The sequence below is a fragment of the Allocellulophaga tsushimaensis genome (genome assembly GCF_055383085.1).
In genome coordinates this window covers 2,784,581-2,803,434 of record NZ_AP039451.1, presented here as the reverse complement: position 1 = coordinate 2,803,434, position 18,854 = coordinate 2,784,581, and the positions used below count along the sequence as shown (strand labels likewise).

The 18,854-nt window shown below is 32.3% G+C and carries 15 protein-coding genes and 10 tRNA genes; 18 read left to right on the top strand and 7 right to left on the bottom strand.

Annotated elements, in window-relative coordinates:
• Positions 1 to 6: 6 nt before the first annotated feature.
• The 4 genes from ACZ451_RS12175 to ACZ451_RS12160 form a co-directional block, all read right to left on the bottom strand.
• Positions 7 to 2,388 carry an ABC transporter permease gene (locus ACZ451_RS12175; RefSeq protein WP_464212772.1) on the bottom strand — a complete coding sequence of 794 codons (2,382 nt, stop codon included), beginning with the start codon at positions 2,386 to 2,388 and terminating at the stop codon, positions 7 to 9.
• Between the two features lie 104 nt (positions 2,389 to 2,492).
• Entirely contained in the window at positions 2,493 to 3,188 is a 696-nt protein-coding gene (locus ACZ451_RS12170; RefSeq protein WP_464212770.1) for an ABC transporter ATP-binding protein, read from the bottom strand.
• Positions 3,189 to 3,260: 72 nt separating this feature from the next.
• Positions 3,261 to 4,511, bottom strand: coding sequence for an efflux RND transporter periplasmic adaptor subunit (locus ACZ451_RS12165; RefSeq protein WP_464212768.1), 1,251 nt, complete (start codon positions 4,509 to 4,511; stop codon positions 3,261 to 3,263).
• Positions 4,512 to 4,640: 129 nt separating this feature from the next.
• Complete coding sequence (locus tag ACZ451_RS12160) at positions 4,641 to 5,987, bottom strand: TolC family protein (RefSeq protein ID WP_464212766.1); 1,347 nt, start codon at positions 5,985 to 5,987, stop codon at positions 4,641 to 4,643.
• Between the two features lie 204 nt (positions 5,988 to 6,191).
• Here ACZ451_RS12160 and ACZ451_RS12155 point away from each other — a divergent pair, with 204 nt between their 5' ends.
• On the top strand, positions 6,192 to 7,559 hold the full coding sequence (locus ACZ451_RS12155) for a sigma-54-dependent transcriptional regulator (protein WP_464212764.1): 1,368 nt from the start codon (positions 6,192 to 6,194) through the stop codon (positions 7,557 to 7,559).
• On the top strand, positions 7,556 to 8,905 hold the full coding sequence (locus ACZ451_RS12150) for a sensor histidine kinase (protein WP_464212762.1): 1,350 nt from the start codon (positions 7,556 to 7,558) through the stop codon (positions 8,903 to 8,905). Before ACZ451_RS12155 ends, ACZ451_RS12150 begins: the two co-directional genes overlap by 4 nt.
• Before the next feature lie 59 nt (positions 8,906 to 8,964).
• Here ACZ451_RS12150 and ACZ451_RS12145 read toward each other — a convergent pair whose 3' ends face one another.
• Both ACZ451_RS12145 and ACZ451_RS12140 read right to left on the bottom strand, forming a co-directional pair.
• Positions 8,965 to 9,951 (bottom strand): lipid A-modifier LpxR family protein, encoded by a 987-nt coding sequence (locus tag ACZ451_RS12145; protein WP_464212760.1) that lies wholly within the window; start codon positions 9,949 to 9,951, stop codon positions 8,965 to 8,967.
• A 265-nt stretch (positions 9,952 to 10,216) separates the two neighbouring features.
• Entirely contained in the window at positions 10,217 to 11,572 is a 1,356-nt protein-coding gene (locus ACZ451_RS12140; RefSeq protein ID WP_464212758.1) for a leucine-rich repeat domain-containing protein, read from the bottom strand.
• A gap of 1,095 nt (positions 11,573 to 12,667) precedes the next feature.
• On the opposite strand from ACZ451_RS12140, the gene ACZ451_RS12135 reads away from it, so the two are divergent.
• From ACZ451_RS12135 to ACZ451_RS12065, 15 genes are all read left to right on the top strand, one after another.
• Positions 12,668 to 12,754: transfer RNA gene (locus tag ACZ451_RS12135), tRNA-Ser, on the top strand.
• A 6-nt stretch (positions 12,755 to 12,760) separates the two neighbouring features.
• Positions 12,761 to 12,833, top strand: a tRNA-Cys gene (locus ACZ451_RS12130).
• Positions 12,834 to 12,843: 10 nt separating this feature from the next.
• Positions 12,844 to 12,926: transfer RNA gene (locus tag ACZ451_RS12125), tRNA-Tyr, on the top strand.
• A gap of 4 nt (positions 12,927 to 12,930) precedes the next feature.
• Positions 12,931 to 13,003 (top strand) — tRNA-Asp (locus ACZ451_RS12120).
• Between the two features lie 5 nt (positions 13,004 to 13,008).
• Positions 13,009 to 13,080: transfer RNA gene (locus tag ACZ451_RS12115), tRNA-Pro, on the top strand.
• 88 nt (positions 13,081 to 13,168) lie between these two features.
• Positions 13,169 to 13,240: transfer RNA gene (locus tag ACZ451_RS12110), tRNA-Glu, on the top strand.
• A 97-nt stretch (positions 13,241 to 13,337) separates the two neighbouring features.
• A tRNA-Leu gene (locus ACZ451_RS12105) sits at positions 13,338 to 13,410 on the top strand.
• 308 nt (positions 13,411 to 13,718) lie between these two features.
• Positions 13,719 to 13,790 (top strand) — tRNA-Gln (locus ACZ451_RS12100).
• 5 nt (positions 13,791 to 13,795) lie between these two features.
• Positions 13,796 to 13,869, top strand: a tRNA-His gene (locus ACZ451_RS12095).
• Between the two features lie 96 nt (positions 13,870 to 13,965).
• Positions 13,966 to 14,038, top strand: a tRNA-Arg gene (locus ACZ451_RS12090).
• Positions 14,039 to 14,113: 75 nt separating this feature from the next.
• Entirely contained in the window at positions 14,114 to 14,470 is a 357-nt protein-coding gene (locus tag ACZ451_RS12085) for a DUF6331 family protein (RefSeq protein ID WP_464212756.1), read from the top strand.
• Positions 14,471 to 15,266: 796 nt separating this feature from the next.
• The gene (locus ACZ451_RS12080) at positions 15,267 to 16,367 is read left to right on the top strand and encodes a slipin family protein (RefSeq protein WP_464212754.1); all 1,101 of its coding nucleotides are present in this window, start codon (positions 15,267 to 15,269) and stop codon (positions 16,365 to 16,367) included.
• A 492-nt stretch (positions 16,368 to 16,859) separates the two neighbouring features.
• Positions 16,860 to 17,042 carry a hypothetical protein gene (locus tag ACZ451_RS12075; RefSeq protein ID WP_464212752.1) on the top strand — a complete coding sequence of 61 codons (183 nt, stop codon included), beginning with the start codon at positions 16,860 to 16,862 and terminating at the stop codon, positions 17,040 to 17,042.
• The gene (locus ACZ451_RS12070) at positions 16,990 to 17,637 is read left to right on the top strand and encodes a hypothetical protein (protein ID WP_464212750.1); all 648 of its coding nucleotides are present in this window, start codon (positions 16,990 to 16,992) and stop codon (positions 17,635 to 17,637) included. The genes ACZ451_RS12075 and ACZ451_RS12070 overlap by 53 nt, the downstream gene beginning before the upstream one ends.
• Positions 17,615 to 17,884, top strand: a complete 270-nt coding sequence (locus ACZ451_RS12065; RefSeq protein ID WP_464212748.1) for a hypothetical protein — start codon at positions 17,615 to 17,617, stop codon at positions 17,882 to 17,884. The genes ACZ451_RS12070 and ACZ451_RS12065 overlap by 23 nt, the downstream gene beginning before the upstream one ends.
• Here ACZ451_RS12065 and ACZ451_RS12060 read toward each other — a convergent pair.
• Complete coding sequence (locus ACZ451_RS12060; RefSeq protein WP_464212746.1) at positions 17,853 to 18,278, bottom strand: helix-turn-helix domain-containing protein; 426 nt, start codon at positions 18,276 to 18,278, stop codon at positions 17,853 to 17,855. The genes ACZ451_RS12065 and ACZ451_RS12060 overlap by 32 nt on opposite strands.
• Positions 18,279 to 18,554: 276 nt before the next feature.
• Here ACZ451_RS12060 and ACZ451_RS12055 point away from each other — a divergent pair, with 276 nt between their 5' ends.
• A complete protein-coding gene (locus ACZ451_RS12055) occupies positions 18,555 to 18,851 on the top strand; it encodes a hypothetical protein (RefSeq protein WP_464212744.1) in 297 nt (98 codons plus the stop codon).
• Positions 18,852 to 18,854 lie beyond the last annotated feature (3 nt).

Below are 18,854 nucleotides of genomic sequence, written 5' to 3'. Positions count from 1 at the left end.
GATGAATTATTCTGTTCGCAAACTTTTTACAGGATTGACAATAGCAGCTTTTACCGCATGAAAACTAACCGTTAAAAGTGCAATAAGTAATGCAGATACGCCAGCAAGGAAGAACATCCACCATTGTATAGCTATTCTATATGCAAAATCTTCTAACCAATAGTGCATAAAAAACCAAGCTATGGGTGTTGCGATCAAAAAAGCAATACCTACTAGCTTTAGAAACTCAACAGATAAAAGGTGCACAACTCCTGAAATTGATGAACCCAGTACTTTACGAATACCTATTTCGCGTCTGCGTTGAAGGGTGCTATAAGCGGCAAGACCTAATAATCCTAAACAAGAAATTAGAATAGCAAGCCCAGCAAAATTTAGAAAAAGATTCCCAAAACGTTCCTCTGTCTGGTATTGCCTATTAAATACCTCATCTAAAAAATAATAATCAAAAGGGGCATCTGGTATTATAGCCTTCCAAGTTGCCTCAATAGCTGCTACAGTCTGTTGAATGTTTTTAGAACTTATCTTTACAGCAATTAAATCCGTATTACTTTCTTCAAGTCTCATAGTCAGTGGTGCAATTTCTCGTTGCAGTGAGGTAAAATGAAAATCTTTGATCACTCCAATAACTTTACCTTCCCTACCCCATTGTCTAAAATTTGCCCCTATAGCTTCTTCAGCAGAACTATAGCCTAATAATTTTACCGCTCTTTCATTAACAACCATAGCTTGGGTAGAATCTGTTGCAAAATCTCTTGAAAAAGCGCGTCCTGCTACTATTTTTAAATCAAATTGAGAAATATAATCTTCATCTACAAAATAGAGATCTAGGTTTGCTACTTGCATCTCACCATTCTGGTTCTGAATTTCTGAGTATGCCGCACTGTTTCCAAAACCAGGAGCACTAGATCCCAAACTAGTCGACTCAATCCCTACCAGATCATCAATAGTATCTTTTAGTTCCTGTTGCTGCGGTGAAACTCCCGTTGGCAAAATCAAAGTCTGTTCTTTATTAAAACCTAAGTCTTGATTGCGCATAAAACTCATTTGGTTGTAAATAATAATAGTACCAATGATAAGCGCTATAGAAATTGTAAACTGAGTTATAACCAATCCTTTTCGTAGAAGTGTGCCCCTGATACCTGTTGAAAAATTACCTTTTAAAATGCTTACAGGTTTAAAGGATGATAATACCATAGCAGGATAAATACCGGACAACACACCAATACCTAGGGAAATTAGGAACAAGATTAAAATATGCACTGGCGTAGCAAAAATCCCTGTACTTACTGTTTTGCCCGCCAACTCATTGAAATAAGGAATACTTAACGCTATTAATACTATGGTGATTAAGAACGCGAAAAAGGAAATAATAATAGATTCTCCAATAAATTGCAACTTTAAATGGCGTTTTTCTGCTCCTATTACTTTACGCACACCAACTTCTTTTGCTCGCTCTACGGAGCGCGCTGTAGTTAGATTTATAAAATTGATACATGCTATTAACAAAATAAAAATCGCAACTATAGAAAAAATGTAAATATTATTAATATTCCCATCGCCAGATCCTCCTCTTGTTGAACGTAAATAAACATCTTTGAATGGCTCTAGAAACAATGTGACAAACATTTGAGAAGATTTCATTTCCTCACCATTGTTCTGTTCTAAAAAATTAGGGAATTTTGACTGTAATTGATCACGGTTTGTATTTTTATTCACCAAAATGTAATTGGTACTTCCATAATTACCCCATTGCGTATCTAAATTGGGGTTTAAAACCTGTGTATAGGTAGACAAGGACAGCACCATATCTGCATTGATATGTGAATTTTCGGGAATATCTTCCATGATACCAGTAATGGTAGCAATATGACCATCTTCCATTATTTCAAGCGTTTTTCCCATAGGGTTTTCCTCGCCAAAATATTTCTGTGCAGTAGTAGTAGATAACACCAGTGAATAAGGGCTTTTCAAAACAGTTTTCAAATCACCACGTATGAGCTTAAAATCAAATATCTCAAAGAAAGTAGAATCCGCTGCAATAGCATTAGACTCCTCAAATATGATTTCATCTTTACGAACCAACATATCAGAATCGGTTATACGAACAGATGCTTTTATTTCTGGAAACTCTTTTGTTAAATTTGGAAGCACAGCCCATGCAACTGAACTTGCCTCAATATTTTCTGATGGTGTTTTAATATCCGCAACTACTCTGTAAATTCGATTTGCTTTGGTATGAAATGAATCATAACTCAACTCAAAGTTAACATAGAGTAAAATAAGAAAGCCAGCAGTCATACCAATAGCTAAACCAGAAATATTTAACAAAGAGAAGCCTCTATACTTCCAAAGGTTTCTAAATGCAATTTTAAAATAATTTTTTAGCATGATGTTCTTTTTTAAAGACCTGCCAGCTGTACAAAACCTGACAGGTTATTGTTTTAATTGATTGACCCTTCGACTGCGCTCAGGGTTGATGAATAAACTCTTAATTATACATTAGCTCCTATAGCTCTATTCTGATTTTCGGTTACAATTTGCCCATCAAATAAATTAATAACTCTATGCGCATAATGCGAATCTCTATCTGAGTGCGTTACCATTACAATGGTAGTCCCTTCCTGGTTTAGTTCCGTAAGCAAATTCATTACTTCTATACCATTTTTGGAATCTAAATTTCCTGTAGGCTCATCGGCAAGGATTAGTTTTGGATTGGTAACTACTGCTCTTGCGATGGCTACACGCTGTTGCTGCCCTCCAGATAACTGGTTGGGAAAATGTTTTTCTCTGTGTGCAATTTTCATACGCTCTAGTACAGCTCTTACTTTTTGTTTGCGTTCGCTTTTATTCATTTTTAAATAAATAAGAGGTAACTCTACATTTTCAAAAACGGTTAACTCGTCTATGAGGTTAAAGCTTTGAAAAACAAAACCTAAGTTTCCTTTTCGTAATTGAGTCCGTTGACTTTCTTTAAGGCCACCAACTTCATGACCTGCAAACTGATAACTCCCTTCTGTAGGGTTATCTAACATCCCTATGATGTTCAATAAGGTAGATTTACCGCAACCAGATGGCCCCATAATTGCAGCAAATTCTCCTTCTACTACGGTAAGGTTAACACTATTTAGCGCTAAAGTTTCTACCTCTTCCGTTTTAAAACTTTTTTTTAATTCTTTGATTTGTATCATCTTAAGATTTATTTATTGCTTTAGTCTATTGATAAAGACATTCTATTTTTATTTTTGTAACAGTCTATCTGTCTATTTTAATACAATTTTTTCTGCTTCTCCAAAACTGTCATAATTAGAGGTGATCACTTTTTCATTAGCTTGTAATCCCTCTAAAACTTCATAATATTTAGAATTTTGTTTCCCTACTCTTATATTGCGTTTTAGTGCTTCTCCACCATCAGGATTTACTACAAAAATCCACTGTCCGCCTGTACTTTGAAAAAAGCTTCCTTTGGGTACTAAAAGCGCATCAGATGAGGCCCCTAACTGTAATTTTATATTATAACTCTGACCAGTTCGAATCGTTTCTGGTTTTTCTGCTGTAAAAACTAAATCTACTCTAAATCTACCGCTACGTACTTCTGGATATACTTTTCTAACTCTTAGTGTGTATGCATTACCATTACGCTCTAAAACAGCTATTAAATCTCTTTTTACGCGATCTATATAATGCTCATCTATGGCCGCTTCAATTTTATAATCGGTTAGTACATTGATCTGTCCTATACGTTGCCCCTGACTTATATTTTGACCAATTTCTGCATCTAAAAAACCCAACTGACCATCAGCTGGAGCACGAACATTTAAATGGTCTAAGCGTTGGTATGCCATCCCTAAAGTTTTACGCATTCTAGTTAAGTCTGTATCTAAGCCTGCTAAAGAAGTTTTACGCAAAGCATCATCTTGCTCTGTTTGTAATTTTACAATTTCATATTGTTTTTGAGAAAGTTCATAATTTTCTTTAGAAAGTTGGTATACTTCTTTAGAAATTAATTCCTCATCAAAAAGGGCTTGGTTTTGTTCAAAATTTCGTTTTAAACGTTGCAAATCGGTACTGGCTGTAGCTAAAGAACGTCTGCCTTCAACTTGTCTGGAATCAAAATTTAATCGTGTAGAACGCAAATCATTTTGTTTTAAAGCCAGGTTACTCTCACTATTTAAAATTTGCTCATAAAGATTTATATTTTCTAATTTTAGAATAATATCTCCTTTTTTTACCGTTGCACCTTCTTCTATTAATTTTTCGGTTACACGCCCTCCTTCATAAGCATCCATGTAAATAGTAGAAATTGGAGCTACATTACCGTTTATAGTAATATAATCATCAAACTTACCTTGGGTTACTTCTGCTATTGTAAGTTTATCTTTTTCTGTTCTAAAAGTTGAAACTGATGTTGAGACAAACATTTTCCAACCTACAAAGGCTACTAACAAAGCAATTCCTATATAAGCATAATGCTTTGGTCTTAGTCCTTTTTTCTTTTCTAATTGTATATCCATTCTTGTTGTATTCTTTTACTCGATAATCGAGATTTAAAATGCTCCGACGCTTGCGTCAAAATCAATGTGAATTCTTTCTTTTAATATCTCGTGGACACGCCCCGAGGTTATTTACTTATTTTTTGGCCTTTAATTAATATTAAATACAGGCAAACCATTATAAAAATCTAATGTACTTGTATTAATTTCTGAACGTAATCTCACTTGTAGGTTTTCATTTTGTGCGCTTGCAAATAAATTTTTAGCAGCAAACAAATCCAAAGCATTGATTAATCCTTTTTCATAACGTTTTTGAGCAATAGTAAAACTTAGATTTTGTGCTTTTACTTTTTGGTTACTTTGTTCTAATTCTACCAACAAAGAATTATGTTCTTGCACTAATTGCGCTATAGTTTGTTGTAATTGTTGTTTTTGTACATCTAGATTATTTTGTGCTCTAGAATAGGCTATTTTTTGTTGTTTAATACGCGACCTTCTAGACCAAGCATTGCTAATAGGAACATTTAAAGAAACCCCAACAAACTGGAATGTGTTGTCTTTAAATTGATTCCTAAAAGGAATAGTAGCTCCTAATGTATCTCTTGTAGTCTCAAAAAAACCGGTACCGTAACCCCCAAACAGAGATAATGATGGGTATAAACTACCCCTTGCTATTGCCAATTGTTTTTTAGCCGCTTTTTTTCGTAATTCCTGCGCTTTAATAAGGGGAGCAAAAGTTTTTGCTTTACTATAAATACTATCTGTATCTAATACATTTAACTCATTTTTCTGTATTGTTTTTAGTGTTTTGGTAATCTCTATATCCGTAATATCACCTTCTAAGTTCATGGCTTGTATAAGCCTAAGTTTAGCATTTGCTAATTGGTTGGTACTTTGGGTAACATTTAATTTATCTGTTAACAATAAAGATTCTGCCTCATATAAATCAGCTCCTGCCATTAAGCCCAATTCTATTTGCTTTTTAACCAGATCATAATTTTTTTGCGAAATTTCTTGTTGCTCTTTAGATATGGTTAATAAACCTTCAAAAAACTGAATATCATAAAAAGCTTGCATTACACTAAACGCTATTAGATATTTTTGATGAGTGGTTTCTTCTTTTACTGCATTATGTAAAAATTTAGATGCTTTTATTGTATTTAATTTTTGAAAACCTTGAAACAAATCAATGGAAGCATCTAAGCTATAACTATTAGAAAAGAAATCATTTGTAACCACATCATTGGTAAATGGATCTGTACTCCTACCAAAATTAATGATATAGTTAGTTGATGCATTTATATTAGGCAGTACATTTCTAATAGACTGTTTATAGGTTTCTTTATTAGAAGCTATGGCATATTTAGCATCTTTTAATTGTAAATTATGCGTTAATGCATATTGTACGCAATCTTCTAGAGTCCATTTTTCTTGTGCAACGATAATACTGCTGATTAAAAGAAAACAAAAAGTAATTATTTTATTTTTTTGATGCATGATTTAAATAATATGTGAACTTTTATTTCCAATGTCATGCCAAAATTTTAAGTAATTGAAAATCAATTATTTAAAATTAAAAACAAAAACTACCTCATACTATAGTGTAAAATAAATTTACAGATATTGTCCATTTTTTTGACACTTTACATTTAATAATGATTAGATTGTTTAGTTTTAATCTAAATATTTAATGCTGTAACTATGGTAGAGGCAAAAATTTTAGTGATAGATGATAATAAAAGTGTTTTAAGTGCTTTAGAAATTTTATTGCAATTTGAATATAGTGATGTGGCTACTTTATCTAATCCAAATCAGATTTCTTCTTTTCCAGATCTAAACCAAGTAGATATTATTTTATTAGACATGAATTTTTCTGCTGGTATTAATACGGGCAATGAAGGCTTGTTTTGGTTAAAGGAAATTAAAAAGAAATCTCCTTATACGTCTGTAATTATGATGACGGCCTATGGTGCTGTGGAACTCGCTGTTAATGCTTTAAAAGAAGGCGCCTCAGATTTTATTCTAAAACCTTGGAATAATGATAAACTATTAGCAACTGTAAAAGCGGCGTATTCACTCAGAAAATCGCAAAAAGAAGTTACTCAGTTAAAAGAAAAAGAGCAGCAATTAAAACAGGTTATCAACCAGAATAAAAATTATATTATTGGTAATTCTAAAGCATTAAATAAGGTTTTAAATTTAGTGACTAAAGTGGCAAAAACAGATGTAAATGTTCTAATCACTGGAGAAAATGGTTCAGGAAAAGAACTTATAGCAAGAGAATTACACAAATTATCTACACGTAAAAAAGAAGTTTTTATTAGCGTTGATATGGGTTCTATCTCAGAAAGTTTATTTGAGAGTGAACTTTTTGGGCATTTAAAAGGAGCTTATACTGATGCTAAAGAAAATAGAGTGGGTAAATTTGAAGCAGCACATAAAGGAACACTTTTTTTAGATGAAATTGGGAATCTTTCTTTACAAGCACAAGCCAAATTACTTTCTGCAATTCAGAATAAAATTATTGTACGAGTAGGCTCTAACACGCCTATTGCAGTAGACATTCGTTTAGTTTGCGCCACAAATTGTAATTTAGAGCGTATGGTTGCTGATGGGCTTTTTAGAGAAGATTTATTGTATCGTATCAATACTATTAGTATAGAAGTGCCTGCACTCCGTGATAGGGAAAACGATATTTTAGTAATCGCAGATTTCTACCTTAATAAATTTGCTGCTAAATATGGAAAATTAGGATTAAAAATAAACCAAACTGCACAAGAAAAATTATTGGCTTACAATTGGCCTGGTAATATTAGAGAGTTATTGCATACTATGGAACGTGCCGTAATTTTATCTGAAGGCAATGTATTAAAACCTAATGATTTTTTGTTACACCAAAAAACAACAGTTTCTACTGTACAAGGACCAGAAACTTTAGAAGAAATGGAGCTTTTAATGATTACCAATGCCTTAGAACAAAACAATGGTAATTATAGCGCCGCCGCAGAAAAATTAGGAATTTCTAGGCAAACGCTCTATAATAAAATTAAGAAAACAGGAAAACTATGATTAGTAAAAACATATACATACAGCTCATCTTTAGAGTAGTTTTCTTAACATGTACCGCTGTAGGAATGGCTTTTCTCTATTTTAAAGATTCTTATGTTAGTGCTGCCATCCTATTGGTTTTTTTAAGTATTCAAACCTATTACCTTATCTATTATATCAATCAAACCAATCGAAAAATTGCTTATTTTTTTGATGCCATTAAAAATGAAGACTTTACTTTGCGTTTCCCAGAAAAATTGAGCGTAAAATCTTTAGAAGAATTAAATCATAGCTTAAATATGCTGAATGAAATGATTCAGGATATTCATTTAAAAAAGCAAGCACAAGAACAGTACTATCAAGAAATTATTAAACAAGCAAATATTGGTATTATGACCTATAATAAAAAAGGTCATATTCTGTATGCCAATCCAAAAATTGAAGAATTATTTTCCCACACCCCATTAAACCATATCAAACAACTTAATCAAATAAACCCAGAACTATATAACATATTTGCAGCATTAATTCCTTTTGAACGAAAACTACTTCAACTTACCAATGAAAGGGAGAAAAAACAAATAGCTATAAAATCTACAGCAACTGTTTTAAATGGTATTGATATGTTGCTCATCGTAGCACAAGATATTCACCAAGAATTAGATGAAAAAGAAACAGATTCTTGGATGCGATTGATACGTGTACTGACGCACGAAATAATGAATACAATAACACCAATAACTTCTATCTCAGAATCTATTCTAAAATATTACAAAAGCGGTGCTGAACTTATTACCATTAAAGATGTTAATGATGGTTTAATAAAAAATACCGTTAAAGGGCTGGAAGTAATTAAAGAGCAAGGCGGAGATTTAATGGAGTTTGTACAATCGTATCGTAGTTTTTTAAGTCTTCCAAAACCCGATAAAACTTTAGTTTCTGCTAAAAAATTCCTTTCAAAAATCAGTGTTTTAATGACCGATCCAAAAAATAATAATGTTAGTCTAGAAACTGTTATAAAACCCTCAGAATTAGAACTTTTTATTGATGAAAAGCAAATTTCTCAAATCTTAATTAATCTTTGTAAAAACGCTTATCAATCTATACAAAATCAAGAAGATGGTTTCATAAAAATAATTGCTAGCAAAACAAAGAATGGAAATACCTATGTTGAGGTTTATGACAATGGGGCTGGAATACCTGAAAACCTCATCGATGAGATTTTTGTGCCTTTTTTCACCACTAAAACAACAGGAACAGGAATTGGGTTAAGTTTGTCTAAACAAATTATGCATTTGCATGGTGGTACTATAAAAGTGCATTCTATACCAAACCAAGAAACTATTTTTAGGCTAAGTTTCCCTTAATTTTAATATGATAATCGAGATTTAAAATCCTTTTATAGAAATACATTTTAGGCCTGCACTTAAAATTTATATCGCATGAGGATTCTAGCATAAGAATGCTGCGCTTTTTTTAAAGTTTTGCCCCTTGTAAAATAATGCTCATAACCCATTGAAAATCTATGATAAGCAAAATAGATACTATGTGTTATGGTAGAATGAAAGGTATTTAAATTAGCAACAGCAAATTCAAAATCGTTATTAAAAATATTTCCTTGAGCGGTAGCATCAAAACCATTTGCAGTTCCACTAAGTGTTGATTGAATAAATAATTCAAAATCATTATCCTGGGCTAGAATAGTATTATCAAAACCTATAGATTCTGATATTTTCTTAAATTTTCCTATCCGAAAACCAAGCGTTGGTGTGGCATTTATATTTAAATTTCCCAATTGTGCTTCTACCGCTCCATACATATCAAACCAACCTTGATTGGGTAAAAAATCATATGCATATTCTGCATTAATATTATATAACAACTGATTTGGAACTTGAAATTCCCATTCTTCTTTAAAAACCACATCATTGGTAATATTTCTATGAAACCATGACTGTATGTCTCCTGCTTGAGAAATGTCTCCCATGAGTCCAAGAAGAATACCCGTTTTAAAATTAGACCGCTCAAAAGCGTAAGTCATATTAAAAGTTCCATACGTAATTCCCGCAAAAGGGCGATCAAAAGAAATGGTGTTTGTTTCAATTTCAAAATCAGAAACTTCTTTATCTGTTGGTGTATACCCTTCTATCCGAAAACCAACTTCATAAAAATAGGCATTCTTGTTAGGAAAGTATTTTTCTAAACCTAATATTTTCTTGTCTTTAAATTTTAGATGTGCGCCAAAACCAAAGCTATAAAAGCGGTCTAAATCATCACCTAATATTAAAAATGCATCATTTGCAGAAGAAATAGAAAACTCTTTTGTGTACTCTTTTATATCTTGTGCATTATGCTTTGATGTGTATAAAAACATCAATATCATATACAAGGTATAGCATAGTTTTCTTCTCAAAGTAATGAATGGTTTTATTTTTAGTCTGTTTTAATTGCAAATATTTACAAAGAAACCATTCTTCTGATACATATTCTAAAAATTGAGGAACAACTTTATAGGTACTTTTATGATAAAAACTAAGCTATTGTGCACTTAGGATTTTTAATAGTCCTAAAATGTGAGTTAGAGTGATTTTGTGGTACGAAAAAGTGTATTGAGAATAGTTTGGGAACTAAAATTCTATGTTATCTTAAGCGTATTCGAAAGACTCGATACATTTTTTTTAATCCGATTCATTAAAATAAGACATCAAAATACCTCCTTTAGAAGTAACTGCTAATGTAATTTCTTTGAATTTATCTAAGTTTACAGCTACAATTTCTGCAACAGCATCTAAGGTTTCAAAAAGGTACTCTCTTTCTCCTGTTTCAATAAGGCCTTCAATACTCAGTTCAATTTCATTCAGTTGCAGTAAACAATCTTTAAAATAATCTAATTTTTCTGCTTCTTTAGCATCTTTATAGCTTTCAAGTGTATCAATTAGCTTATAAATTATGGTATCAACTAATGCACAATTCTTTTTGGTGTGGGGCTCTGAATAATCCTCATATTGGTGAAAATGAAACTCTCTTTTAATAAATTGTAATTTAGAAAGCCCAAAAAATTCTTGATATATTTTTTGTCCTTCTTCATCAAGATGTGGATAAATGTCTTCCCATTGTATAATCTGTTTCAGAGTACCTAAAGCTACTAGCTTTTGTGTTAGTGGTAGATACGACTTATCTCTAGGGGAAACACTCCAAGGTTCTAGATACACCTTTTTTAAGTTTTTTAAATTTAAAAGAAAAGACAAGGAATCAATGCTATTTATAGCTCTCATAGAAAGTTCTTTAAGCAGAAGTAAGTTTCCAATACTACTAGAATCAGCTATACTTTCAAACGAGCTTAAAATTAGTTTTTCTAATTTAGTTAAACGGCTTAACACACTAATATCACTTACTTTTTTAGCCGATAACTCTAATGTTTTTAAATTTTCAAAAGATGCAATTTCTGATATAGATTGTAGATGAGCAGCTCCTACTATAGTCAATTTAGTAAGGCTATTACATTTTTCAATACCCTTTAAAGTAGTACAACTAGGGTTTGTGAGTTCCAATTCGCGCAGCTTAGTCATCTTTTCAAAAGCGCATAAATCGATTTCTTTATACTCAGTAATAGTAAGCTTTGTTAATTTTATCAATTGCTCAAGACCAATAATTGGATTGGGGATAGCGCAATATAGATTGGTTAATTTTTTTAAGCCAGCTAAATTAATTGACGGTACAGTAGTGTTATCAAAATCGTATGCAGATGATGTTAGGGTTAATTGCTTTAAATTTTTAAGTCCTTGTATTGGAGTATAATCTAAAGTTTCTAAATGTACATATAGTACCGTGGTTTCTTCAAAAACAGGATCAGAAAGATATTCAATCGTCTTTGTAGTGGTGTATATAGTTGTAATTCCTAACTTTTTTATAGCAGCCTTACATTTAGAGACCTTCCCCTCTTCTATAAAGATTACCGGGTTTTTCGATTTAATTTTTTCGATTCTTATAAATTCAAAATCTTTTCCAAGAAGTTCTACTATAGGGTTAGGCATTTAAAAGTTTTTTAATGTATGATTAATTTTTAAAAGAATAATAGTAAATCGATTCTTAATTTAATCTTATTTAAGCATAACAAATTCTTTTATAAAATATTGTTTTTTGATAGTTGAATAATAAATAGACACTATTACAACATCATTTTAATATAAAGAAGTAAAGTTACGCTAACTTCAAAAAATACACTACCCTATATTCCGTGAAATATATCACTATCAATTTGATAAATTTGTACCTTTATAAGACATATCATCTATTATTTTTGGGAAAAATTAAATAAAAATTACATCTTTGCATCACAAATGATACCGAAAAAGTTACATATCATCCAACAAGTAAGGCTTTGCCTTATAGATTTTCGTTCAGAATATAGTGAACGAAACGGACGCAATGTGACTTTATATGAGAGTTAATTTTATGAACTGATACCCATATAACAATATAAAAAAGCGTCCAACTCACATTGGGCGCTTTTTTTATGAAAAAATTTTAAATAATTACATGAGAAATAAAAAAATATAAAACGAGATAATTGAAACGCGAAACAATTGGTAGACAGACGATTGTATTAAATGTTCAAAATCCGCAGTATGACGGACAGGGATTCTATTGTCTAATTTTATTCATAACTAATTGATTATCAAATAATTAAATTAATTTTTTCTTGTATAATTCAAAAATCGTTTTCATCTTTGCAGTGTCAAAATATATAAAGCATATGAAACATTTACACATACATATAGAACAATCAGAACCTTGTGTTCAATCGCCGAGAAATAGTGAACGGTTATATAGTGATGCACTGGATAGGGGTATAAAAAGGAGAAATATTGTTGTAATATGTTGATATAAAAATCAATATACCATACTACAAAGCATCTCCTAAAAGAGATGCTTTTTTTATGGGTTGTATTTATAAAAAAGGAAGAGCAAGCCAAAAGGCGGTGGCCACACTCTTGGTCCGAGCCGGACTGGCGAATAAATGAAAATCATTCTAAAATAAAAAATATGAATAAGAGTGTTAATAAATAATGGATCATACAGATTCTATTTGAGTCTAGCAAATTGAGACTCCCACGGCTGAAGCAACTGGAGAGTAGGCAAATATTGGTTCGTTGCGCTCGCCTGCTAAGCGAGTCTACCAAAAGGTAGTGAAGGTTCAATTCCTTTACTCTCCGCTAAATGACAAGGTAGCTGAATGGTTAAAGCAATAGTTTGCAAAACTATTTTTTATGAGTTCAAATCTCATCCTTGTCTCAAAAATTAAGGAAGCATTGAGCAATTGGCTGGCTCGCCTGACTGTAAATCAGGTTCAGAAATGGCATGTAGGTTCGAGTCCTACTGCTTCCACTTTAGTACCGTAGTTCAAAGGCTAGAGCGCCCGACTGTCTATCGGGAAGGTACGGGTTCGAGTCCCGTCGGTACTGCAAAACTGGGAAGATAACGGTGGTTGTTTACCCGCCTTGGACGCGGGAGGTCGCAAGTTCGAATCTTGCTTCTCAGACAAAATCAATCAAATCAAGTTTTCTTGAATTTGATTAATAAGGAGTAGTTGCAAGAAAGACAAAGTCAATCTTGCAACTCAGACATTTGCGCTGTTCGTATAATGGTTAGTACACCTGACTTTCTATCAGGAAATAGGAGTTCGATTCTCCTACAGCGTACAAAATGAGGTATAACTCAAATGGGAGCGTACCGTGCTTTTAACGTGGGAGTTTTAGGTTCTCTCGAAAGCTATCGGAACAAATACCTCAACAAGATACAGGGATGGCGAAACGGTAAACGCAACTGGTTTAGAACCAGTACACTGAGAGTTCGAATCTCTCTCCCTGTACAAAGTATAGAAGCAGTTAAAATAAATTAATGTGGGTTGATATTTTGTGAAAATATATCGATGAGAAGTTTATCCCGAGCGCAGTCGAGGGGAATCTCTCTCTCTGTACAAGTATAGAAACAGTCAAAATAAATTAATATAAGTTGATATTTTGTGAAAATATATAGATGAGAAGTTTATCCCGAGCGTAGTCGAGGGGAATCTCTATCTACTAATGCTCCACTAGCCCAACTGGCAGAGGCTAAGGACTTAAAATCCTTAAAGTCCAAGTTCTCCCGATAGTTATCGGGATTGGGTGGAGTACACATAGACCCGTGATGTAACGGTAAGCATACAAGGTTTTGATCCTTGTTGTAAAGGTTCAAATCCTTTCGGGTCTTCAAATGGTGTCTCTAGCTTATCTGGTAAAGCGCCCCACTGTGAATGGGAAGAACAGGGTTCGAGTCCCGGAGTACACCCAATAGGAATAGTAGTATAATGGTTAATATATCGGGTTTTATCCCGATAGCTATCGGGAGAAGATACAGGTTCAAATCCTGTAAATTCCACAAATTTAGGAGTATAGTTCAATTGGATAGAACGCTAGGCTACGAACCTAGAAATGCAAGTTCAAGTCTTGCTACTCTTACTAAAAATAAAAGAAAATTTAAGTACGCAAAATAAATGCGTAGTAGGATTTGAATTTTGTTTCGTAATTCAGAAAATGATGAAAAACAGACGGTTTGAAAAAAGAATACAGCTAGATGCCCATATTGGAGGTACCAGAAGGTTTTGGAACATATTGGCAACCAATTGTTGTATTGATTGTTGTGGTCTAGATGCTTTGGAGCTATCAATAGCAGGTATTTTGCGGGCAGGAGAAAAAGTTAATGTACAACAATTCTTGGGTAAATTAGAAAATGTAATCCATTTTATGGAAAACCATCATTTAGAAATGGTCCAAAGTCAAGATATTCTTTGTCATGAGGGAACAAAGAAAAAGTTTATTGGGATATTTAGGGATATACAATATACACTGTTGGGTGTTTATTTACAAAATCTGGATTATCGAGTAAAATGAAAAAACATTCCCGTTGGAGTTGATGCTAATCCTAGCCAAAGCATTTGCTAAGCGTAATCGAAGCTTTTGCTGAACGTAGCCGAAGCATGGGAACAAGATATCAAGCTGGTCTTGTTGGGTGTTTCTGTATAGCACTATTGTATGAAGCTTTGCTGAAAGGCATTATGATTTCATATTCAACCTGACTTGAAGGTTTTGATTGTTAACCAAAAAACAATCGCAATTCTATAGGTCGTGGGTTCGATTCCCACCTTCCCCGCAAATTATAAGAAAAATGGGGAGGTAGCTCAGTTGGTTAGAGCAATAGAAGGATGCGCAGGTTCAACTCCTGCCAGCGGCCACTTTTTTTTAGGCCCTGTAGCTCAGTTGGCTAGAGCACTACACTCATAATGTAGGTTATGGACTAAAAATCCATTTTCAACAAGAAGGTCACTTGTAAAAAGACCTCCGGACGGTCACTCCGTAAAATTGACAAAAACCGTAGGTATCGTTCGGTTGGTTTTCTTATGATGAACCAGCAGTCTGGAAACTACTTTGAAATACTGATTTTTTAATGTGAAAGGCAATTTCTTTTTAAATATCCTTCCTCTGAAAAAACCAATAAAAACTATTGGCAACACACGGAACGAAGCATACCAGAAAACAAACGGCTAAAAGCTTTAAAAAATAATATTTCCGTATCGGATAGATGAGCTATAGTTACGGTTTTTACATAAAGAGAATAACAAATAGTAATACATGAAAATAGTTTAACACGTTCGTCCGTAAATAGACTGGCGGACACAAATTTTAAGTAATGAAAAGAGTAAGAATTAATGCAGGAAAAGTAGGTTTAGTCTTCAAAAAAGGAGATTATCAAAAAGTAATTACCCAAGGTACGTACTGGTTAGGTATCAACCAAAGTATTATGGTATATGACCTTACCAAAGCATTTGTAGCACCTATAGCATTAGAAGTCTTGCTAAAGGATCAGGAATTAGCTGCTATGCTACATGTAATTGAGGTAAAAGATGCCGAGTTAGCTTTGGTTTCCGAAAATGGAAAATTAAAACAAGTTCTAGGAGCAGGTACCTATACCTTTTGGAAAGAATTGATTAACTATGAATTTGTTATGGCAGATTTAAGTAAAATCTATATTACAGAAGCAATCAATAAGGCGATGCTGAATCACCTTCAGTTGCGAACTCATATTCGTTCTTTTGAAGTTGCTGCATATGAAAAAGCGATCCTTTTGGTAGATGATGTATATGTGAAAACACTAGAAAGTGGTACCTACCATTTCTGGAGAAATCATATTTCTATTAAAATAGCTAAAGTAGATATGCGTCAGTTGCAATTAGAGGTTTCTGGTCAAGAATTGTTAACCAAAGACAAAGCAGCCATTCGTATTAACTTCTATACACAGTATAAAGTTATTGCTATTGAAAAAGCCTTGCTTGGTAGCAAAGACTATGAGAAGCAGCTATATGTAGCCATGCAGTTAGTGTTACGTGCTTATATTGGCACCTATACCTTAGATGAGCTTTTGGAACAAAAAGAGCGCATTGCTGAAGTGGTATTTGCAGATATCAAAACAACAGCTATGCAATTGGGTGTAAAAGTTTTGAGCTGCGGTATCCGTGATGTCATCCTAACTGGTGATATGAAGGAGATTATGAATCAAGTTTTGGTTGCACAAAAAAGAGCGCAAGCAAATATCATTACCCGACGTGAAGAAACGGCGTCTACCAGAAGTTTGCTGAATACTGCAAAATTAATGGAAGATAACCAAATGCTCTTCAAATTAAAGGAAATGGAATATGTTGAGAAAATTGCTGAAAAAATTGGCAAGATTACAGTCTCTGGAAACGGGGGTATGGTAAAACAGTTAAAGGAGATTTTCTCCGTCAATAAGTAGGCAATTATGGTGCGTCAGTGAAAGCTGGCGCATTTTTATGTATAAAAAATCGTGTATTAATGCCCCAGCTATACAAAGTGTATAATGCATTTTCAACTTGGCACGGTATAGTAACAAAGGTTTTGAGTGTCTCCATTTCTATTTTAAATTGATGAATAAGTTGTATATGCATCACATCACCATATGAGAAATATATAATGTAGCCACTCTAGGAATAAAAAAGAAAAAGGGTATTTGAATTTTGTTAATGCTGAGGGTACTATTGGGAGACAGCAACCCAGAAACCTTAAATAACTTGGTTATTCTTCCTGAAAAACGTTTATTACATCGAAAAAAATCAAAACCATACTTTTTCTACGGTAAATCTTACAAGTAATTTACAAAAAAAGCATTATTATTGACAACTATTGTAAAACTTTATCTGTAGGGTTTTATGCACTTTCTTCTGTGCCTTATTTTTAAGAGAATAAAAAATCTTAAAAATTAAGTATTATGAAAGCAAACAGATTATTTTTAATTGGGCTGTTATTATTTGTGACAAGCATTAGTTTTTCGTGTAGCGAAAATAGCAACAGAACTGAAAAGGAAGCTCTTTATGAAGAAATTAAAACTATCGATCTCAATGCAATCGATAAAGATGAAGTTGAAGACCCTGGTACAAGGGGCCAAGATTAGAAGCATTTTAATAGTAATTGGTGCTGTTCTTGCTTGTTCAGCACCATTTGTTCATATGTTAATGCAAAATAAATCTAAAGAAATGATTTCTTTATCAGATCAATATAATAAAAAGAAAATAAGTAAAGACTATTTTGATATTCAATATGCCATTCTTAAAGAAAAAAACAAGTTTTTTGGTTTTAGTAGTCCACGTAGGTTTTGGTATTCTATCGGTATGCCAATAACGGTTTTATTTTTTTCATTACTCTTTTTATATGTTTCCAATCAAATTTTAGCAAAAGATTTAAGATATGCATCACAATTTGCAAGTTTAATTTCCTTATTTATTTCCTTGTATTTTATTATCTATGTTCTTTGGGCAGATAGTGATTTAGACGAAAAGTGGTATTATTCAGCTATTGTGGTTTTTTCGATTTTAGGAGCAACAATGAGTTATTTTCTGATAATACACAGATTAAATAGTGTACGTAAAATTAGGAGGTTGGTTCGATTTATCACCATTGAAGCATATATAAAATATATCAAAAAAGAAGATAAAGCAGAATATGTTAACGAATCTTTTAAGATGTATGAAAAAGAAATTAATAGATAATATGAATAAAGAAAGACTCTCAAATATCTTAAAAAAACTTAAAGCAAATGCCTATTTAAGTGATGAAGATTTTGAACGGATTGAAAGAGAAATTATTTTTGAATTGAAAGAAGAAGAACTAAGAGAATTAAAAGATGAGTATGAAACATTAAAAAAACAGAAATTTAAAACGAAAGAAGACTTTAGTAAATTTAGAGATAATTCTATTATCTACCTTACAAATCAGCTTGCTCTTTTATCATCTTAATGGCTAACTCATAAGCCTTCCTTTCCACGACATTAAAAAAAATCTTATCAGTAAACATTTCCTCCTCAAAATAAGCAATAAAATTTGCTATTTTACTTTTTAGTTCTGTTTTCTGATCTTCAGAAAGTGACTTCCAATCCTCTTTAGTAGGTAGATTAATTAATAATTTATATCCCTCACCTGTATCTGACCAATTTTTATCTATTCCATAATGTTCTTGAAGATAATCAGCTAACAATTCAATAGTAGAGTTATGCGGGTTAGTACTATCTCCATTAATTATTTTATTAACCCCAGCTTCACTCATTGTAGTCTTGGCTGCAATATCATATCCAGTAATATTTAACTCTTTGATATTACTCAAAATACGGTTCAATTTCTCTTTTTTATTCATTACTTTAATAAAACTTTAACATATTAGTTTAGTAATTTGTTTGAACTATAATGGTTTATTATTTAAATTAGCGTAAGAGAAATCTTTAGCTATAAAAAATAGAAATAATTGGTTTTTATTTTAGCGCTAAATATAGGGAATTGGCATTAATCCGTAAATTCTGAAGCTAAGATTTTTGTAAATACAGCTAAAAGGCTCCTAAAAATAAAAGATCAAACAACTTTTATGCTTAGTATTTCTAATCAGTTTTCTTTTACTAATCTTAAATTTTATTAAATGATTAAAAAAGCAGCACCTTTTTTTATTTACATACTTTATGCTTCACCACGAATCATAAGAAATTTTAAGAGTTTTAAAGAATCTTTATTACAAGAAGACCCTTATGATTTTTGTTTAAAGAAATACAATTCAGAAACGAATGTAATTCATGCAGTTAAAGATGCTATTCTTTATCAATCATTCATTCTAATAACAGATAAAGATTACTGGAAGTTTCATCAATATCAAAATGGAGCATTAGATTTAATTTTTACCCAAAGATTATTAGACCTAAATAAAAAGATCAACAATTAAAAT

Bases quoted from the DNA above. Each gene is read 5' to 3' on its own strand.
- ACZ451_RS12085 (WP_464212756.1), top strand. From the start codon at position 14,114: ATGATGAAAAACAGACGGTTTGAAAAAAGAATACAGCTAGATGCCCAT.
- ACZ451_RS12080 (WP_464212754.1), top strand. From the start codon at position 15,267: ATGAAAAGAGTAAGAATTAATGCAGGAAAAGTAGGTTTAGTCTTCAAA.
- ACZ451_RS12160 (WP_464212766.1), bottom strand. From the start codon at position 5,987: ATGCATCAAAAAAATAAAATAATTACTTTTTGTTTTCTTTTAATCAGC.
- ACZ451_RS12065 (WP_464212748.1), top strand. From the start codon at position 17,615: ATGAAAAAGAAATTAATAGATAATATGAATAAAGAAAGACTCTCAAAT.
- ACZ451_RS12075 (WP_464212752.1), top strand. From the start codon at position 16,860: ATGAAAGCAAACAGATTATTTTTAATTGGGCTGTTATTATTTGTGACA.
- ACZ451_RS12170 (WP_464212770.1), bottom strand. From the start codon at position 3,188: ATGATACAAATCAAAGAATTAAAAAAAAGTTTTAAAACGGAAGAGGTA.
- ACZ451_RS12165 (WP_464212768.1), bottom strand. From the start codon at position 4,511: ATGGATATACAATTAGAAAAGAAAAAAGGACTAAGACCAAAGCATTAT.
- ACZ451_RS12070 (WP_464212750.1), top strand. From the start codon at position 16,990: ATGCAATCGATAAAGATGAAGTTGAAGACCCTGGTACAAGGGGCCAAG.
- ACZ451_RS12155 (WP_464212764.1), top strand. From the start codon at position 6,192: ATGGTAGAGGCAAAAATTTTAGTGATAGATGATAATAAAAGTGTTTTA.
- ACZ451_RS12175 (WP_464212772.1), bottom strand. From the start codon at position 2,388: ATGCTAAAAAATTATTTTAAAATTGCATTTAGAAACCTTTGGAAGTAT.
- ACZ451_RS12060 (WP_464212746.1), bottom strand. From the start codon at position 18,278: ATGAATAAAAAAGAGAAATTGAACCGTATTTTGAGTAATATCAAAGAG.
- ACZ451_RS12055 (WP_464212744.1), top strand. From the start codon at position 18,555: ATGATTAAAAAAGCAGCACCTTTTTTTATTTACATACTTTATGCTTCA.
- ACZ451_RS12140 (WP_464212758.1), bottom strand. From the start codon at position 11,572: ATGCCTAACCCTATAGTAGAACTTCTTGGAAAAGATTTTGAATTTATA.
- ACZ451_RS12150 (WP_464212762.1), top strand. From the start codon at position 7,556: ATGATTAGTAAAAACATATACATACAGCTCATCTTTAGAGTAGTTTTC.